12 protein-coding genes and 2 pseudogenes are annotated in these 15,870 nt (G+C 70.2%); 5 read left to right on the top strand and 9 right to left on the bottom strand.

Annotated features, from left to right (window positions below; all coding sequences use genetic code 11):
* Window positions 1-704 precede the first annotated feature (704 nt).
* Complete coding sequence (locus FHX80_RS31730) at window positions 705-1,940, top strand: ParB/RepB/Spo0J family partition protein (RefSeq protein ID WP_244318712.1); 1,236 nt, start codon at window positions 705-707, stop codon at window positions 1,938-1,940.
* Between the two features lie 43 nt (window positions 1,941-1,983).
* On the opposite strand, the gene FHX80_RS31725 is transcribed toward FHX80_RS31730, so the two are convergent.
* The 5 genes from FHX80_RS31725 to FHX80_RS31705 all read right to left on the bottom strand — a co-directional run bounded on the left by FHX80_RS31725 (window position 1,984) and on the right by FHX80_RS31705 (window position 6,389).
* On the bottom strand, window positions 1,984-2,850 hold the full coding sequence (locus FHX80_RS31725) for a helix-turn-helix domain-containing protein (RefSeq protein ID WP_145767927.1): 867 nt from the start codon (window positions 2,848-2,850) through the stop codon (window positions 1,984-1,986).
* Window positions 2,851-3,864: 1,014 nt separating this feature from the next.
* Window positions 3,865-4,350: an iron chaperone gene (locus FHX80_RS31720; protein ID WP_145767926.1), complete on the bottom strand. Its 486-nt coding sequence runs from the start codon at window positions 4,348-4,350 to the stop codon at window positions 3,865-3,867.
* Window positions 4,351-4,411: 61 nt separating this feature from the next.
* A complete protein-coding gene (locus FHX80_RS31715) occupies window positions 4,412-5,080 on the bottom strand; it encodes a VOC family protein (protein ID WP_167523780.1) in 669 nt (222 codons plus the stop codon).
* Window positions 5,077-5,604, bottom strand: coding sequence for a helix-turn-helix transcriptional regulator (locus FHX80_RS31710; protein WP_145767924.1), 528 nt, complete (start codon window positions 5,602-5,604; stop codon window positions 5,077-5,079). Before FHX80_RS31710 ends, FHX80_RS31715 begins: the two co-directional genes overlap by 4 nt.
* 374 nt (window positions 5,605-5,978) lie before the next feature.
* Window positions 5,979-6,389 carry a VOC family protein gene (locus tag FHX80_RS31705; RefSeq protein WP_145767923.1) on the bottom strand — a complete coding sequence of 137 codons (411 nt, stop codon included), beginning with the start codon at window positions 6,387-6,389 and terminating at the stop codon, window positions 5,979-5,981.
* 329 nt (window positions 6,390-6,718) lie between these two features.
* Here FHX80_RS31705 and FHX80_RS31700 point away from each other — a divergent pair, with 329 nt between their 5' ends.
* From FHX80_RS31700 to FHX80_RS31690, 3 genes and pseudogenes are all read left to right on the top strand, one after another.
* Complete coding sequence (locus tag FHX80_RS31700) at window positions 6,719-6,922, top strand: acyl-CoA carboxylase subunit epsilon (protein WP_145767922.1); 204 nt, start codon at window positions 6,719-6,721, stop codon at window positions 6,920-6,922.
* Window positions 6,923-7,192: 270 nt separating this feature from the next.
* Window positions 7,193-8,716: an acyl-CoA carboxylase subunit beta gene (locus tag FHX80_RS31695; RefSeq protein ID WP_411977561.1), complete on the top strand. Its 1,524-nt coding sequence runs from the start codon at window positions 7,193-7,195 to the stop codon at window positions 8,714-8,716.
* A gap of 61 nt (window positions 8,717-8,777) precedes the next feature.
* Window positions 8,778-9,417 (top strand): annotated as a pseudogene (locus FHX80_RS31690) (IS256 family transposase); the annotation flags it as partial.
* Here FHX80_RS31690 and FHX80_RS31685 read toward each other — a convergent pair.
* The 4 genes and pseudogenes from FHX80_RS31685 to FHX80_RS31670 form a co-directional block, all read right to left on the bottom strand.
* Window positions 9,390-9,854: pseudogene (locus FHX80_RS31685) on the bottom strand (SbcC/MukB-like Walker B domain-containing protein); the annotation flags it as partial. The pseudogenes FHX80_RS31690 and FHX80_RS31685 sit on opposite strands and share 28 nt — an antisense overlap.
* Window positions 9,855-9,865: 11 nt before the next feature.
* The gene (locus FHX80_RS31680) at window positions 9,866-11,716 is read right to left on the bottom strand and encodes a glycoside hydrolase family 15 protein (RefSeq protein WP_145767921.1); all 1,851 of its coding nucleotides are present in this window, start codon (window positions 11,714-11,716) and stop codon (window positions 9,866-9,868) included.
* A gap of 70 nt (window positions 11,717-11,786) precedes the next feature.
* A complete protein-coding gene (locus FHX80_RS31675) occupies window positions 11,787-12,350 on the bottom strand; it encodes a hypothetical protein (protein WP_244318711.1) in 564 nt (187 codons plus the stop codon).
* The gene (locus tag FHX80_RS31670; RefSeq protein WP_145768147.1) at window positions 12,347-13,693 is read right to left on the bottom strand and encodes a molybdopterin-dependent oxidoreductase; all 1,347 of its coding nucleotides are present in this window, start codon (window positions 13,691-13,693) and stop codon (window positions 12,347-12,349) included. The genes FHX80_RS31675 and FHX80_RS31670 overlap by 4 nt, the downstream gene beginning before the upstream one ends.
* Before the next feature lie 623 nt (window positions 13,694-14,316).
* Between FHX80_RS31670 and FHX80_RS31665 the strand changes: the two genes are divergently transcribed.
* On the top strand, window positions 14,317-15,285 hold the full coding sequence (locus FHX80_RS31665; RefSeq protein ID WP_145768146.1) for an alpha/beta hydrolase: 969 nt from the start codon (window positions 14,317-14,319) through the stop codon (window positions 15,283-15,285).
* The last annotated feature ends 585 nt before the right edge of the window (window positions 15,286-15,870 follow it).

Here is a 15,870-nt window from a genome sequence, read left to right as displayed (position 1 = left end):
CGCACCCGGCGAGCGGATCCGGGCGATGCACACCGGGCGGTGCGCGCCGGGCGGTGCGCGCCGGGTGGTGCGCGCCGGGTGGTGCGCGCCGGGTGGTGGGACGGTACCCGGGGCCGCCCCCGGACCACCGCCGGGCAGACGACCAGGACCGGTGTGTGAACCACGAGCACGCCGGGCTGCGGGGCCCCGCGTTTCCCGCACAGTCGCCGGACGGCCGGGCCCGCGCGGCACGCCGCCTGCTGCGGCGCCCAGTGCAGGCCTCACACGGCGTCAGGCATCCGGCCGCGGAGTGAAGCAGCCCGCGATCGCACCGGAACGCGATGCACCTCGCGATGCCCCGCCCGACCCCTCCTCGTGCGGTGCCTGCCATGCGTGTCACGGACCGGTCCCCTGAGAGCGCCGGAAAATGATCCGGCCATGGCCTGGCCGTAACAGATTCCCTTCGCCTGTCGCACCGTCGGGCGAGGGGCTTGCCCGCGGCCTTCGGGACGGGCACCCGGCGGGCGTCTGCGGTGCCGTGCGTCCAGGAAGCGTCCACCTTCCCTCGACTGCGGCTGAAGACTGCCCTGCGACTCTCTGAACAGCGGCAGCAGAGAGGGAGAAACGGAATGTCTCACAGCAATGCGCAAGCCGTCTTGATATCGAGTGCATTCAGCTCCGTCAGGACGGAGCTCGCCGAGTCTTCGGGACGCAGCGAATTCGATATGAGGAACTTCGGAAAACTGCCTGCGCGCGACGTTCCCGTCAGCGCTCTGTCGGCCGGGGTGTCCCTGCGCCAGGGCGGCACGGACGCCGCCCATATCCAGCTGCTCGTCGACGCCGCGGAAACTGAGGAACTCCCGCCCATTCTCGTCAGGATGGACGGATATCGCATCATCGACGGTCTGCACCGGCTTGAGGCCGCGCGGCTCCGGGGCGATGCCACCATCAAGGCGCGCTTCCTCGACTGCTCGAACTCCGAGGCGCTCGTCATCGCCATGAAGGCGAACGGGTCACACGGTCTGCCGCTGTCGAAGGCGGACCGCGTGTCCGGTGCCCAGCGCGTCCTGATCTCCCACCCCGACTGGTCCGACCGGGCCATCGCGGGCATCACCGGTCTGAGCGCGAAGACGATCGCCTCGCTGCGCGACCGCACGGCAGAGGCGACACCGCTCGACGGCAAACGCGTCGGCCGGGACGGCCGCAGGCGTCCGGTGGACGCGGGCGAGGGCCGGCGGCGGGCCGCCGAGTACATCGCCGCGCACCCGAGCGCACCGCTGCGGCAGGTCGCCCGCGAGACCGACGTGTCGCTCGGCACCGTCCACGACGTGAGCGCGCGGCTGCGGCGCGGCGAGGGCCCGGAGCGGGACAGCCGCCGCACGGCCGCCGCACGGGAGGACGCCGCCGCGACCGTACCGCAGGACCGCACCGGCCGGCAGGGCCCGTTCGGCCGCCCCGGGCACCCGGCGCAGCCCGTTCCGTTCATGCACCCCGCCCCGTTCACGTACCCCGGTCCGTTCGCACCGCCCGCGTACCCGGTGCAGCCGCTGCCGGCCGTCCGGCCGCTCCAGGCCCTGCGGTCCGTACCGTCCGTGGGCCGCCCCGAGGAGCCGGCGCGTACGGCTCCGGCGGCGGGCGGCGCCTCCCAGGGCCCGCTGCGGGTGGCGGCCGGCGCCGACACCGCACCGCAGCGCAGGAACCACAGCGAGACGCCGCCCGCGTGGGCGGCGGTCGCGGCGAAGATGGCCAGAGACCCGGCCATCCGGTACACGGCGGGCGGCCGGGAATTCCTGCGCTGGATGCAGGCGCACGTCACCGACCCGAACGAGGAGCGGAGCGACCTGGTCGACGCCGTCCCGGCGCACTGGGCCGGTGTCATCGCCCCGATCGCCGAGCGCATCGGCCGCGAGTGGCACCTGCTCGCCGAGCAGCTCAAGGCCAAGCAGGACGTGGCTCCGTGACCTGCCCGGCCAGGGCCGCCCGGCGGGCAGGGCCCGGGGCGGTCTACGCCACGGGGGCCGGCTCCGGCGCCGCGGACGCCACCTTGAGGTGGCCCGCGTCCCGGCGCCCCCCGGCCACCGGCTCGGCCTGCGGGCCGAGGGAGACGCAGCCGGGGTGGGAGACGACCTCGGCCGGCGGGACGAGTTCGGGCAACGCCAGCAGGACCGGCGGATCGGTGGCCCGTACGGGCCGCAGCCGTACTGCGGCGCTCACGATCACGCCGGCGGTGACGGGCACGGTCGCCGGGCCGCGCCCCGCGACGAGGGCGGTCCGCCGGGTGCGGGCCTCGGGCCCGATGCCGTCGGCGGCCGCCACCGCGAGCAGGTGCCACTCCCCCTCGGGAACGTTCTGGAGCACGTAGCAGGACGGCCGGCCGGCCGGTACGTCGACGACGGCCGAGGCGACGGACGGGTGCTGGACCACGGGGGTGCCGAAGGCCCCGAGGAACACGCGCGCGTTGCCGTGGCCGGCCGGGAGACTGATGGTGCCCGCGATCGTGCCGTACCCGGCACGGAGATCGGGCTCGGGTCCCGGCAGCCCGTCCCCGCCGTCCCGCGACAGCCGCCGGTAACGGCTCGGGGAGACCCCGACACCGGACGTGAAGGAGTTGGTGAACGACCCCAGGCTGTTGTAGCCGACCGCGTAGGAGATATCGATGATGCTCATCGAGGTGTGCTTGATGAGCCGCTTGGCCTCGTGAATGCGGATCGCTGCCAGGAATCTCCCGGGAGTGATCCCGGTCTCCTCCTTGAACAGCCGCGCGAAATAGAAGCGGCTGAGCAGAGCACTTTCGGCGATCTCCGTGAGAGTCAGCGGCTCGCCGTAACGCTCCCGAATGCACTCGATCGCCCTTTCTGCTGCGTTGTCCATACGCACCTCACTACGTCTCGATCCAGACAGAAGGATCGCGCGGCGACGTCGCGCACAACTCGAAGAACACTCGTGAGATGTTCACTTGTGCTTTTCCCCCGGAAATGCATGGGCGGAAAAGAATGAGGAAAAGCGGCCGGGGGTGCTTTCTCCCGGACGGGTCCGCGCCCACGTCCTGCGGGACACGTGCACGTACGGGCGCCTGCCGGTGCCGTGGCCGAGAGCCGGATACGGCCGGATGCGAGCCGGTGAAACACGACGGTGCGGGTGGCACGGCCGGCGCCGGGACCGGTCGGGCCGCAGGCCCGGCAGCTCAGGTGAGGGCAACCCGTGGAGCGGCGTGCGCTACCGCCGGGGCGGCCCCAACGCCCCTCACCGGCCGCACCGGGCCGGCACACGGACCTCCCGCACCTCCACCGGACCGACCACTGCGTGGCGGCGTGCCGTCCCCGCCGCAGAAGCCTGTCCTGCATCACCGGATCCCCCTGAAGCGCCCCGGGCGCCGCCCGCCGCGGACCGGCCGGAACCGCCCCCGCCAACCGCCCCCCGCCAACCGCCATCCGCTGTCCGCTGTCCGCTGTCCGCTGTCCGCCAGAACTCGCACACCCGAACACGTCCGCGTCGGCGGGCACCGCCCGCGGCCGGCCCCGGCCCCCCACGGCCAGGAAGCTCAGCCACGGCCCGATCCCGTACACGCACCTGCGCGCGTGTCACGGCTGCGCACCGCCATCGGGCACAGGGGGTGAGGAACCCGCTCCCCCGCCGACACGGCCGGCGGCCTCCGGGACCGGGGAAGGTCACCCTCCGTCCCCGTGGAACATCCTCGGCGATCACCGCGGCAACGTGGAGTCGGGCCCTGCCCGACGTAGAGCACGACACGCGACAACACCCGAACGGAGTAGCGGTGTTCGGAACATCCGGCCCGGCACGGACAAGCGGCCGGAGCTGGACGAACAGCCCCGCGCGGACAGACGGCCCGGCCCGGGACTTCCGGCCGGGGTGTCCCGGCCGGCCTCAGGCCCCTGCTTTCTTCACGAGGGCGCTGATGACCTTTTCGTCGGCCGCGGTCAGCTCCTTCAGTGCATAGGCGGTCGGCCACATCGCGCCCTCGTCGAGGGCCGCCTGGTCGCTGAAGCCGAGCGTGGCGTAGCGCGACTTGAACTTCTCCGCGCTCTGGAAGTGGCAGACGACCTTGCCGTCCCTGGCGTACGCGGGCATCCCGTACCAGAGCTTGGGTGCGAGGCCGGGAGCGGCGGCCCTGACGATCTCGTGGATCCGCTCGGCGAGGACCCGGTCCGATTCCGGCATCTCGGCGATCTTCGCGAGGACGTCCTGCTCCGCCGCGGCCTCCTTCTCCGCCCGGGACGAACCACGCCGCGCCGCCGTCTTCTTCTGGTCGCGTGCGTGATCCTTCATCGCGGCCCGCTCTTCGGCGGTGAATCCGTCGTACTTCTCGGCGGACGTGCCGGAATTCTTGGCGGGTGACTTCGTCGACGGCATAGCAGGTTTCCTCTCGTGCAAAAGAGTGAGACAGGGCGGTTCGGGAGTGCCGGACCGGACGTCAGGACTGTGCGGGGGAAGGCGGCGCGACGGTCTCCCAGGCGAAGCCGTCCGGGTCGGTGAAGGCGTCGACGGTGCCGCCGAGGACGATACGGTGCGAGCCGGTGCCGTCGGCGGGAACACCGAGGTCCTTGGCCAGCGCGCGGTGCTTGTACAGCGCCAGCTTGACAGGGCTGGACGGACCGGAGGCGAACTCGGCGTACTTGCCGCCGAAGCTCTTGGCCACGGCCAGGCCCCGGTCGACGTAGAACTGCTTGGTCGCCTTCACGTCCTCGACACCGAGCAGCAGGACGAACTCGTCGATCTCACGGGTGGCGGGGCCGGTGTCCTTCTTCGCCGACGTCGCGATCTTCCAGATCGTCCCGTCCGGGGCCTGGACCACGCCGCCGTAACCCCACAGCGACTTCGTGGCGGGCTTCAGCACCGTGGCGCCGGCGTCCACGGCGGCGGCGACGAAGCCGTCGACGGTCGCCGGCCCGGACACCGTGAGTGCCAGGGTGAAGCCGCGGAACCCGGTCGAGTGCGCCTCGGACGCCCGCAGGCGAATGTACGTGTTCACGCCGAAGGCGTCGTAGAAGCGGCGGGCGGCCTCGAGGTCGGCCACCTCGAGGGTGACGGACGCGAGAACCGTGTGGACTGCGGTGGAAGCGGTGGTTGCCATGTCCGTCATGCTAGGCGCCGGGCGGTGGCCGGAGCTTCTCGAATCCTGACCGGCCCCGCCACTTGCCTGGCCACGCACGCGGGCATCCCCTCCACCGTGATCGCCGGTCCCGCGTCACCGACCGTGACCGCGTTATCGGCACCGGCAGGGCCGGACGCCGCTTCCGCGGCCTGGCGCCGGAAGGCCCCCGGAGGCATACCGACCAGCTCGGTGAAGCGGGTGGTGAACGTGCCCAGCGACGCGCAGCCGACCGCGAGGCAGACCTCGGTGACGCTGATGTCGCCCCGCCGCAGCAGCGCCGTCGCCCGCTCGATGCGACGCGTCATCAGATACCCGTACGGCGCCTCACCGTAGGCGGCCCGGAACTGCCGCCCGAGGTGCCCGGCGGACATGTGCGCATCACGAGCGAGCGCCTCCACGTTCAGCGGCTGCGCGTACTCCCTGTCGATCCGGTCACGGACCCGGCGCAGCCGCGCGAGATCGTCCAGGCGCTGCGCCTGGACGCGTGCACGCCGCCATTCGGGCTTGCACATGAGAACCCTCCCCCTCGTCGTTCGTCTTCCCATGCCGTCCGCGCCCCCGGGTGCCGGGGGGCGCCCCGCCGAGGCCGGGTGCCCCGACACCCGGGGGCACGGACCGGGCCACCGGACCCGGCCCGGAGTGCCCGGCCCGGAGTGCCCGCCCCGGAGTGACCGGCCCGAAGTGCCCGGCCCGAAGTGCCCGGCCCGGAGTGACCGGTCCGGTGTGGCCGGTCCGGTGTGGCCGGTGCGGTGTGGCCGGTGCGGTGTGCCCGGTGCGGTGTGCCCGGTGCGGTGTGGCCGGTGCGGTGTGCCCGGTGCGGTGTGCCCGGTGCGTCTCATGGGCGGTCGTGACGCCGCCCGCGCGGCCGCACCGCTGCCCGCATGGCTCAGCGCAGTTCCTGGATGCGGACCAGGTTGCCCGCGGGATCGCGGAAGGCGCAGTCGCGGACACCGTAGGGCTGCTCGGTCGGCTCCTGGACGACCTCGCTGTCACCGGCCTGCACCTTCTCGAACGTGGCGTCGAGGTCCGGGGTGGCCAGCAGGATCCACCCGTAGGTGCCCTTGGCCATCATCTCGGTGACGGTACGGCGCTCGTCCTCCGTGACGCCGGGATCGGCGGCGGGCGGTGCCAGAAGGATCGACGTGCCGGGCTGACCGGCCGGACCGACCGTGATCCAGCGCATCCTGCCCTGTCCGACATCGCTGCGGACCTCGAAGCCGAGGACGTCGCGGTAGAAGGCCAGCGAGGCGTCCGGGTCGTCGTGCGGCAGAGCCGTCGTGTGAATGGTGATGTCCATGGAGAGCAGGCTAGACGCGACCGCGTGAACGGTGCTTCTCGATTCCTGCTCGATCCGGACACCTCATGACGTTCACCGGCATGTCACCCGGAACGCACCCGCCCTCCCCGCGGCAGCGCACCCGACACCCCGTCAGCCGCCCGTCAGCCGCCCCGGTGGGAGCGGTGCAGGCTCGGCGCCGGCCCCTCCGCTCCGGCACACCGGCCCTCCCCCGGGCCCGCGCCACGAGCAGCATTCCCCAGGACGGTCCCCGGCGATCCTCAAGCGGGGCCGGAGCACTCCTGTAGGCCGGTGGCGGACCGTGAACGAAACTCCGAGGGAGGAAAAAAATGGGCGATACCGGCACCGCGCCCACGTTCCGGGTGGAGCGCGGGCGGGCCACCGACGCGGAACTGGCCGCGGTCACCGCCGTGCTGTGCTCACTGCTCGCGGGACGCGACGAGGAGAACAGCGACGTACGGCCGCCCCCGGCCCCCCGGTGGGAACCGGAACGGGCCGGCACGGTCTACCACTCCCCGTACAGCTGGCGTTAGCAGCCGGCCCCTCCACCCCGGCTGAATCACGTGCCCGCCACGCCCCACCCGCACACACCGCACCAGCGGTCCCTCTTGCGGTGGAGCGCCGACCGGGCCGCACCCTGAGAGAGGAAGGGACGTGTCGTGACAGGAGTGAACAACCCTCCTCGGGCCTCTGCTGAGACAGCCGGCGCCCACGTGCGGACGGCCGAACCGCATACGGCCCGTGCGCAAACAACTTGTGGCCCCGGCGGGGAACCCGCCAACGCCCACGCGCGGACCGGCGAACTGCACGCGGTCCGTGCACAAGCGATCGGCGGCCCCAGCGAGAAAGCCACCGAGGCGCAGCACGCCAGGGGCAAGCTGACCGCCCGGGAGCGCATCGGACTGCTCCTGGACGAGGGATCGTTCCGCGAGGTGGAACAGTTGCGCCGGCACCGGGCGACCGGCTTCGGACTCGAGGACAAGCGCCCCTACACCGACGGGGTGATCACCGGCTGGGGGACGGTCGAGGGCCGGACGGTCTTCGTCTACGCGCACGACTTCCGGATCTTCGGCGGCGCTCTGGGCGAGGCCCACGCCACGAAGATCCACAAGATCATGGACATGGCCCTCTCGGCCGGTGCCCCGCTGGTCTCCCTGAACGACGGCGCGGGCGCCCGGATCCAGGAGGGCGTCTCCGCGCTCGCCGGCTACGGCGGGATCTTCCGGCGCAACACCCGGGCCTCCGGTGTCATCCCGCAGATCAGCGTGATGCTCGGCCCGTGCGCGGGCGGCGCGGCCTACAGCCCGGCCCTCACCGACTTCGTCTTCATGGTCCGCGAGACCTCGCAGATGTTCATCACCGGACCGGACGTCGTGAAGGCGGTCACCGGCGAGGAGATCACCCAGAACGGCCTCGGCGGCGCCGATGTGCACGCCGAGACCTCCGGCGTCGCGCACTTCGCGTACGACGACGAGGAGACCTGCATCGCCGAGGTCCGCTACCTCCTGTCGATGCTCCCGCAGAACAACCGCGAGTACCCGCCCCGTCTGCCGTGCGCCGACCCGCGGACCCGCCGCTCCCAGGCCCTCCTGGACCTGGTGCCCGCCGACGGCAACCGCCCCTACGACATGCACCAGGTCATCGAGGAAATCCTCGACGACGGCGACTACCTCGAAATCCACGAACGCTGGGCCCGCAACATCATCTGCGCACTCGGCCGCCTCGACGGCCAGGTCGCCGGCATCGTCGCCAACCAGCCACAGGCACTCGCCGGTGTCCTGGACATCGAAGCCTCCGAAAAAGCCGCACGGTTCGTCCAGATGTGCGACGCCTTCAACATCCCGGTCATCACCCTCCTGGACGTTCCCGGCTTCCTCCCCGGCATCGACCAGGAACACCGCGGCATCATCCGCCACGGCGCGAAACTCCTGTACGCCTACTGCAACGCCACCGTGCCCAGAATCTCCCTCATCCTGCGCAAGGCCTACGGTGGCGCCTACATCGTCATGGACTCCCAGTCCATCGGCGCCGACCTCACCTATGCCTGGCCCACCAACGAAATCGCCGTCATGGGTGCCGAGGGCGCCGCCAACATCATCTTCCGCAGACAGATCGCCCACTCCAACGACCCCGAGGCCACCCGCGCCCACCTCATCAAGCAATACAAGACCGAACTCATGCACCCCTACCACGCAGCGGAACACGGCCTCATCGACGACATCATCGACCCCACCCACACCCGCGAAACACTCATCGCCGCCCTCACCATGCTCCACACCAAACACACCGACCCAACCCACCGCAAACACGGCAACCCCCCGCAATAACAGCCCAGCGCACGGGTCTGTACGGTGAACGGTGTAACTCCCGAGCTGGAAGCGACAGTTGATGACTGACGTGATGAGTGACATTGAGGCCGGGGAGGCCGCCGTGGATGCCGTGGATGCCGTGGATGATGGTCTGGTTGCCGAGCTGGTGGCACGGGCCGAGGCCGGCGGGGTGAAGCTGACCGGTGCGGGCGGCCTGCTGGCGGAGCTCACCCGCAAGGTGCTGGAGTCCGCCTTGGAGGGCGAGCTGACCGACCACCTCGGGCACGGGCCCGGTGAGCGGGCCGAGGGCGGGCGGGAGAACTACCGCAACGGGCACCGGTCCAAGACGGTGTGCCACCGAGGTCGGCCCGGTGGAGATCACGGTGCCGCGGGATCGGGCGGGTACGTTCGAGCCGCAGCTGGTCAGGAAGCGCCAGCGGCGTCTGGGCGGGGTCGACGAGATGGTGCTGTCGCTGTCCGCGAAGGGCCTCACCCACGGTGAGATCTCCGCCCATCTGGCCGAGGTCTACGGAACGGAGGTCTCCAAGTCCACCATCTCGACGATCACCGACAGCGTGATGGCCGGCATGGCCGAGTGGCAGAACTGCCCCCTGGACAGCGTGTACCCGGTCGTGTTCATCGACTGCGTGAACGTGAAGGTCAGGGACGGCCAGGTCGCCAACCGGCCCGTCTACATGGCGCTGGCCGTGACGGCGGATTTGCGGACGTGAAGGCGGTGGGTGATGCGGCGGCGTAGTTCGGGGACGTTGCTGATGACCCCAACGGGGCGGTCGTGGGCGCGCAGGGAGTCCAGGACATCGAGGACTTTGTGGAGGGTGTCTTCGTCGAGCGTTCCGAAGCCTTCGTCGATGAAGAGCGTGTCCAGGGGGTTGCCGCCTGCTTCGTGGGTGACGACGTCGGCCAGTCCAAGAGCCAGGGACCGGGAGGCAAAGAAGGATTCGCCTCCGGAGAGGGTGTTGGTCTTGCGGGGGCGGCCTGTCCAGGAGTCGGTGATCTCAAGGCCCAGGCCGGAGCGGGCGCCGCGGGCCGCTTGATGGTCGGAGTGGGAAAGGGTGTAGCGGCCCTCGGACATGAGGTTGAGGCCGGTGTTGGCGGCGGTGACGACTTCTTCCAGGCAGGCTGCCAGGACGTAGGACTACAAACGGATCATCGGTCCGATGCGGTCGCTGTAGTGACATCGTGGCGTGTGTCTTCGGCTTGGTGGATGGCGCGTGCCGCGTTGATGAGGCCGATGTGGCTGAATGCCTGGGGGTAGTTGCCCAGGGCCTCTCCGGTGGTGGAGGACGCTTCTTCGGCGAGCAGACCGACGTCGTTGGCACAGGTGAGAGCGGTATCGAAGACTTCGCGGGCGCGTGTGACGTCTCCGGTCAGGGCCAAGGCGTGGGCGAGCCAGAAGGTGCACAGCAGGAACGCGCCCTCGTCGGATGCGAAGTCGTCGCCGAGGTAGCGGCGTACCTGTCCGCGAGGGTCCGTCAGCCGGTCCATGATCGCTTTCACCGTGGGCCGGATCCGGGGGTCGTCGCCGGGCAGGAAGCCGACGAGGGGCAGCATGAGGGCTGAGGCGTCGAGCTCGTCTGATCCGAACGACTGGGTGAAGGCTCCCATGCGCGGGCTCCACCCTTGGGTTTCGATGGCGGTGCGGATCGTTTGGCGGGTGTCGCGCCAGGACGTGACGTGTTCGGCGGTTGCCCCGAGCGTGGGTGCGAGGTCGATGGCGCGGTCGAGCGCGACCCAGCACATGAGTTTCGAGTAGAGGAAGTGGCGGCTGGGTCCTCGTACCTCCCAGATGCCCTGGTCCGGCTCGTGCCAACGGCGGGCGGCGGTCTCGGCTGCCTGGAGGAGGAACGTGCGGGTGGGTGGGTTGAACCATTCGCTGCGGGGGTGGGTCTGTTGGGCTGCGTCGAGGAGTTCGCCGTAGACGTCGAGCTGGTGCTGGCGCCACGCGTCGTTGCCAGCGCGCACCGGTGCGCTGCCGCGCCAGCCCGAGAGGTGGGTGAGGGTGCGCTCGCTGAGGTCTCTTTCACCACCGATGCCGTACATGACCTGGAGGTCGACGCCGCGGTCGAGCTGGGTCGCCGCAGCCTGGGCGAGGAATGCGAAGTAGGCGGCCTTCTCCTTTTCGCAGGCCGACGTGGACAGGGCCTGGAGGGTGAAGCTGGCGTCACGGACCCAGGTGTAGCGGTAGTCCCAGTTGCGGTCGGCCCCGATGCTCTCCGGGAGGGACGTGGTGGCTGCTGCGACGATGGCTCCGGTGGGAGTGAAGGTCAGTGCCTGCAGCACGCGTCCGCTGTGGCTGACCTCGTTCTGCCACGGGCCGCGGTAGCCCTGGTGGATCTGTGTCCACGAGCGCCATCCTTTGATCGTGTCGCCCAGCCGGCGTCGGATGCGTCTGCCTCGCCACGGATCCGGCTTCTCATCGCCCCAGACGGAGAGGGACGACAGGGCGAATTCGAGCCGATCGCCCGCCCGCAGCTCGGTCTCACCATGTGCGGTCGAACCGTCGATGCGCAGGGGGAAGGGGGCGGACAGGATGAGGCGCTGGCTGCCTCCGTAGGCGCTGATCCCTCCCGTTACCACGGACATCACCGGGTGGATGAGGCCGAACTCGGGCCGTGGCGCGAAACTGGTCTCCACGGCCACCGAGCCACTGGTGCAGGTCAGTTGACGCAGCAGAACACCCGGTGAGGATGCTCCGAGCGCGTGTCCGCGTTCTCGGTGCCCCATCGCCAGAGCGTCGAGGAGGACGACCGTGCCGGTGGAGGTCCGGAAGGTGGTTTCCAGCACCAGAGTTTCCGGCACGTAGCGACGGACCGCCTCGCTCGGCCCGGTGGGGCGGATCGACCAGTGGCCGGCCTCCTCGTCGAGCAGGCGGCCGAAGACCGCGGGGCTGTCGAAGCGGGGAAGGCACAGCCAGTCCAGGGAACCCTCTGTGGAGATCAGTGCTGCCGAACGGCAGTCCGACAGCAGGGCGTAGTCACCGATCGGCCGCGTGCTCACAGCTGCCCGGCCTGACCGGCAGGCCGGGCGGCGAAGGAGGCCCTCGATGCCACCGGATCCTCGCGTTCGTTCACGGCGATGTCTCGGGGTCCGGTCCGCTCTTGCCCGGTTCGCGCGGTGCGGCCCGGGTCGGGGTGGCGGGCGGCACCTGCCGTGGAGGGCGGGAACGGCCCATCCGGCTCAGCAGGGCCACGGCGGAGAGCGCGAAGAGGACGGCTGTGATGAGCAGCCAGCGCCCGAGGAACACATCGGCGGAGAGCGTAGTGTACAGGGTGTATCGGTCACTCACCCGCCGCAGGATCAGAGGAAAATACGTCAGGAGCAGCACGCCGGAGAGGAAGACGGGAACCCGGACGTAGTTGATCCACCTCTGTCTTGAATGGGGCGCTTCACTTGCTGCGGCAGGTTCCCGGCGCTCGCTCAGGATGGTCTGGGCGGCTCGGTCGGTCACCGTGTACAGGGGTAGCAGCACCAAGTCGTGCAGGAGTGCGGCGCCGACGAACCATACGACGACCTTCCAGGGCTCCTCGCCGCTGAGCAGCCGTACCCCGGCATAGCCGGTGAGGGCGAATGAGCAGAGCACCAGCAGAAGATGCAGCGGAGAGGCCCCGTACAGACTGTGGAAGCGGTTCACACGCTCTCTCCGAACGTCAGCCGGTTGACCCACTTGGTGTTGTGGACTCCCGGGTTGGCCGGAACGATGATCCGTGCCGGGTATCCGTGATCCGGTGACAGGTCGGCCCCGTTGACCCGCAGAGCCAGCAAGGAACGCGGATCGCTGACCTGGTTGTCGCGCAACGTCGTCGAACGGAACGACCCCGACCGTTGAACGGACTGGACGAACACACCTGGCGCCGCGTCCGTGAACCCGACGAGTGCCGCCAGATCCGCGAGTCGCACCCCACTCCACTCCTGGTCCTCGGTGGACCACCCCTCCACACACGCGATCGGCAACGCCGCAGTGTGCTGCGGCAGCGCCAGGACCTGATCACGGATGAAGATCTTCTCCCGCCCCGGCCCCCGCACGACGAGGCGCCAGGCCGGACCCACATCACGCGCTCTGATCCCCACGCTGGCCGCGGTCTTGTTGATCTGAAACCCGTTGGGGCCCGGCCCGGGGTCCTGTCCGCGTGGCGCGAGCAGCGCGGTGGGCCGTAGCGCACCTCCGATGCTCTGACCCGCCGTCACGACGAGCAGCGCCAGAGAGCCCGCCCCCACCATGCCCAGCGCGCCCCGGCGCGACATCGTGGGCGCTGCGGGGTTCGGGGTCACCAGACCCGTGGGGTCCTCCGAGTCATTCCGCCCCGCCTTCGCCGGGCTGCGCAGTTCCTCGCGGAGGCCTCCGCTGCGCAGCATCCGGACCATGAGGGGGATACGGAAGGCGATATGGACGACGAAGGCGCCGATGAAGACCCAGGCCCCGTAGAAGTGCAGCGGGTAGAAGGAGCCGGGGAAGATGTAGTCCAGCTGGATGTTGAGCACTCCGGTGGCGAACTCGAACAGCACACCGCCCACGAGCAGCAGTACGGAGAGCCGCTCCAGTGCGTGACTGACCGACTTGACCGGGGGCCAGGAGAACAGCTTGGGGACCACCGACCACAGCTTCGCGAGCAGCACCGGGATCAGGACGATGCCGAGCGTGACGTGAACGCCCTGTGTGAGCCGGTAGAGCCAGTACGGATGCGTGGGCCAGGAGAACAGGTAGAATCCCAGCCAGCCCCGGTCCGGAGTCTTGTCGTTCGCGCCGAGGTCGGGGTTGTACGCGGCGTACGAGAGCAGTCCCGTCACGAACATCAGCGTGATGCCCACCAGCAGTACCGCGCCGAGCACGGACGTCAGCCAGGGCCCGCGCAGCGGGCTGCGCCAGAAACCCCGCCGGGTCGGACCGACCGGCGGCCCGTCCCGCAGCAGATCCGAGATCCCGGGCTTGTGTCCCGCCGATTGCTGAAGCGTCGAACCGGTCCGCCCTGAGGCCATCGAGGTCCCAGCCGAGCGCGAGTCACGCGATGCTGCCGGGCCGGCCGCGCGGGACTGGTCAGCCCCGTCGAGTGGCTCGACCGTACCGTGCGGGTCGGGTGCCCCGTCGTTGGGGGCTGTCCCGTCCTCGGCCTGCCTGTCGTCCATGACGCCCCTCGTGAATCGGACACGACGGAAGACAACCGTCCAGAAACGTGACGATATCTCCCGTATCGCCAGGGACACGGCATTACTCCGGACGAGCCCGTGTATCAGAGTCGCAGCACGCAATGTTCCGTGTGCTCGGCAACATCGCATCCGCTCCTGGTGCCGCAACCGGTCCTCAGCGCCTTGGACCTGTGCGCCAAGCGATACGTGAACGCAGGCGCCCAGCGCTGCCGAAGGGGCACCGGGGGCCGACGTGGGAGCCGCGGGGTGCATCGTGGCGCGGACGCCGACGTTCTCGCGGTATTCGCATGTGTCCGGGTTCGAGCCGGTGCAGTTGAGCAGGTTCAGCTCCGGGCAGAGGCGCCTCTCAGCCGGGCGCACTGTGTCCGCAGAAGCTTCCGAGTTGCGCGGGGTGCATCACCCTGGAGCATGGATGGGTGGAGGAGCATCATTCGCGCAACACACTGGAGGTCGGCATGGCCGTGCTACCGCCCCCGCCCGCCCCGGTCCTCGAAGCCGCCGCGCTGGAACTCGCCGAGGCCACGTCGCCGCACCCGAGGATCTACGAGGTGCCACCGGAGCAGGGCCGGGACATCCTGGCAGGGCTCCAGACGGGTGAGGGCGTCGACAAACCGGAGGTCGACGAGGAGTGGGTGACGGTCGACGCCGGCCCGTACGGCCGTGTCCGCGCACGGATCGTTCGCCCCAAGGGCGCAGCCGGTGATCTTCCGGTCATGTTCTTCATCCACGGGGCCGGCTGGGTCTTCGGCGACGAGAACACCCACGACCGTCTCGTACGGGAACTGGCCACCGGTGCGGACGCCGCCGCGGTCTTCCCCGTCTATGACCGGGCGCCCGAGGCCAAGTACCCGGCTCAGATCGAGCAGAACTGGGCCGTCGGCAAGTGGGTCGTTGAGCACGGTGCCGAGCACGGTCTGGACGGCTCCCGTCTCGCGGTCTGCGGTGACTCCGTGGGCGGCAACATGTCCGCGGTGTTCGCCCTCATGGCCAAGGACCGCGGTGGTGTGGACGTCAGGGCTCAGGTGCTGCTGTACCCGGTCACGAATGCCGACTTCGACACAGCCTCATACCTTCAGTTCGCGGACGGCTACTACCTCACGCGGGACGGCATGCTCTGGTTCTGGGACCAGTACACAACCGACCCGAACCAGCGGGCCGAGCCCTACGCCTCCCCGTTGCGGGCGAGTACTGATCAGCTCAGGGGCCTGCCTCCGGCCCTTGTCATCACCGACGAGGCCGACGTCCTGCGCGACGAGGGTGAAGCCTACGCGGCGAAGCTCCGCGCGGCCGGCGTCGATGTGACCGCGGTGCGGGTACAGGGCATGGTCCACGACTTCCTGATGCTCGACAGACTCCGCGACTGCCACGCCACCGACGTCGCCCGTGAACTGGCCATCAGTTTCCTGAAGAAGGCCTTGACCTGACCGGCCGGCAACCGGGCGAGCGGTGGACCAGCCGCGATCCGCTTCGAGCCGAGCGCGAGCACCTCGACGCCCACCGGCGCCTGCCGGTGCAACCTTTACGGCATCGAGGCGTTCCCCGCCGACCCCCACGGCCTCTTTGCTGGCGAAGTAGTTGAAGGCGGATGCTGTCGTTGAGCCAGGCAATCCACATCAGCGCGAACACCGTGGCGAACTCACCCGGTTCGTGCCGGGTGGGGTATTCGGCGAAATGGTGGGCCACCCGGGCGGCAGAACAACCGTGACCCGGTCGCAGAAGAGCTCCGGCGGACTCGACCCCGTGTTCCGGCGGCGGACGGCTCACCCTAGGGGCGCGGGTACTGGCACAACTGGCGTCGCAGCCGGGCCCATTGTTTGCGTCGCGGGTTCATGGCGTGCAGCGCAGGCCACTGGCGCACGAAACCCCGGGGACAGCCCGCAGGCGTACGGCGTTGTCGCGGCCGAGGGCGTACGGGGTGACGCCGTTGGCCCGCTCGGTGACCTGTTTGGCCTCCGCGCAGCTCTCGAAGTATTGGCCGGTGGTCCAGCGTGGCGCGCCCGGTCAGCCCT

Origin of the sequence: Streptomyces brevispora (genome assembly GCF_007829885.1) — a bacterium.
GTDB lineage: Bacteria > Actinomycetota > Actinomycetes > Streptomycetales > Streptomycetaceae > Streptomyces > Streptomyces brevispora.
Note: the sequence above shows the minus strand (reverse complement) of the source record. Positions and strands in the feature narration are given on the sequence as shown.

What these genes read in the sequence shown, in the direction of transcription:
- FHX80_RS31670 (WP_145768147.1), bottom strand. Translation starts at nt 13,693, where the DNA reads ATGGCCTCAGGGCGGACCGGTTCGACGCTTCAGCAATCGGCGGGACAC.
- FHX80_RS31705 (WP_145767923.1), bottom strand. Translation starts at nt 6,389, where the DNA reads ATGGACATCACCATTCACACGACGGCTCTGCCGCACGACGACCCGGAC.
- FHX80_RS31720 (WP_145767926.1), bottom strand. Translation starts at nt 4,350, where the DNA reads ATGCCGTCGACGAAGTCACCCGCCAAGAATTCCGGCACGTCCGCCGAG.
- FHX80_RS31715 (WP_167523780.1), bottom strand. Translation starts at nt 5,080, where the DNA reads ATGACGGACATGGCAACCACCGCTTCCACCGCAGTCCACACGGTTCTC.
- FHX80_RS31730 (WP_244318712.1), top strand. Translation starts at nt 705, where the DNA reads ATGAGGAACTTCGGAAAACTGCCTGCGCGCGACGTTCCCGTCAGCGCT.
- FHX80_RS31700 (WP_145767922.1), top strand. Translation starts at nt 6,719, where the DNA reads ATGGGCGATACCGGCACCGCGCCCACGTTCCGGGTGGAGCGCGGGCGG.
- FHX80_RS31665 (WP_145768146.1), top strand. Translation starts at nt 14,317, where the DNA reads ATGGCCGTGCTACCGCCCCCGCCCGCCCCGGTCCTCGAAGCCGCCGCG.
- FHX80_RS31710 (WP_145767924.1), bottom strand. Translation starts at nt 5,604, where the DNA reads ATGTGCAAGCCCGAATGGCGGCGTGCACGCGTCCAGGCGCAGCGCCTG.
- FHX80_RS31725 (WP_145767927.1), bottom strand. Translation starts at nt 2,850, where the DNA reads ATGGACAACGCAGCAGAAAGGGCGATCGAGTGCATTCGGGAGCGTTAC.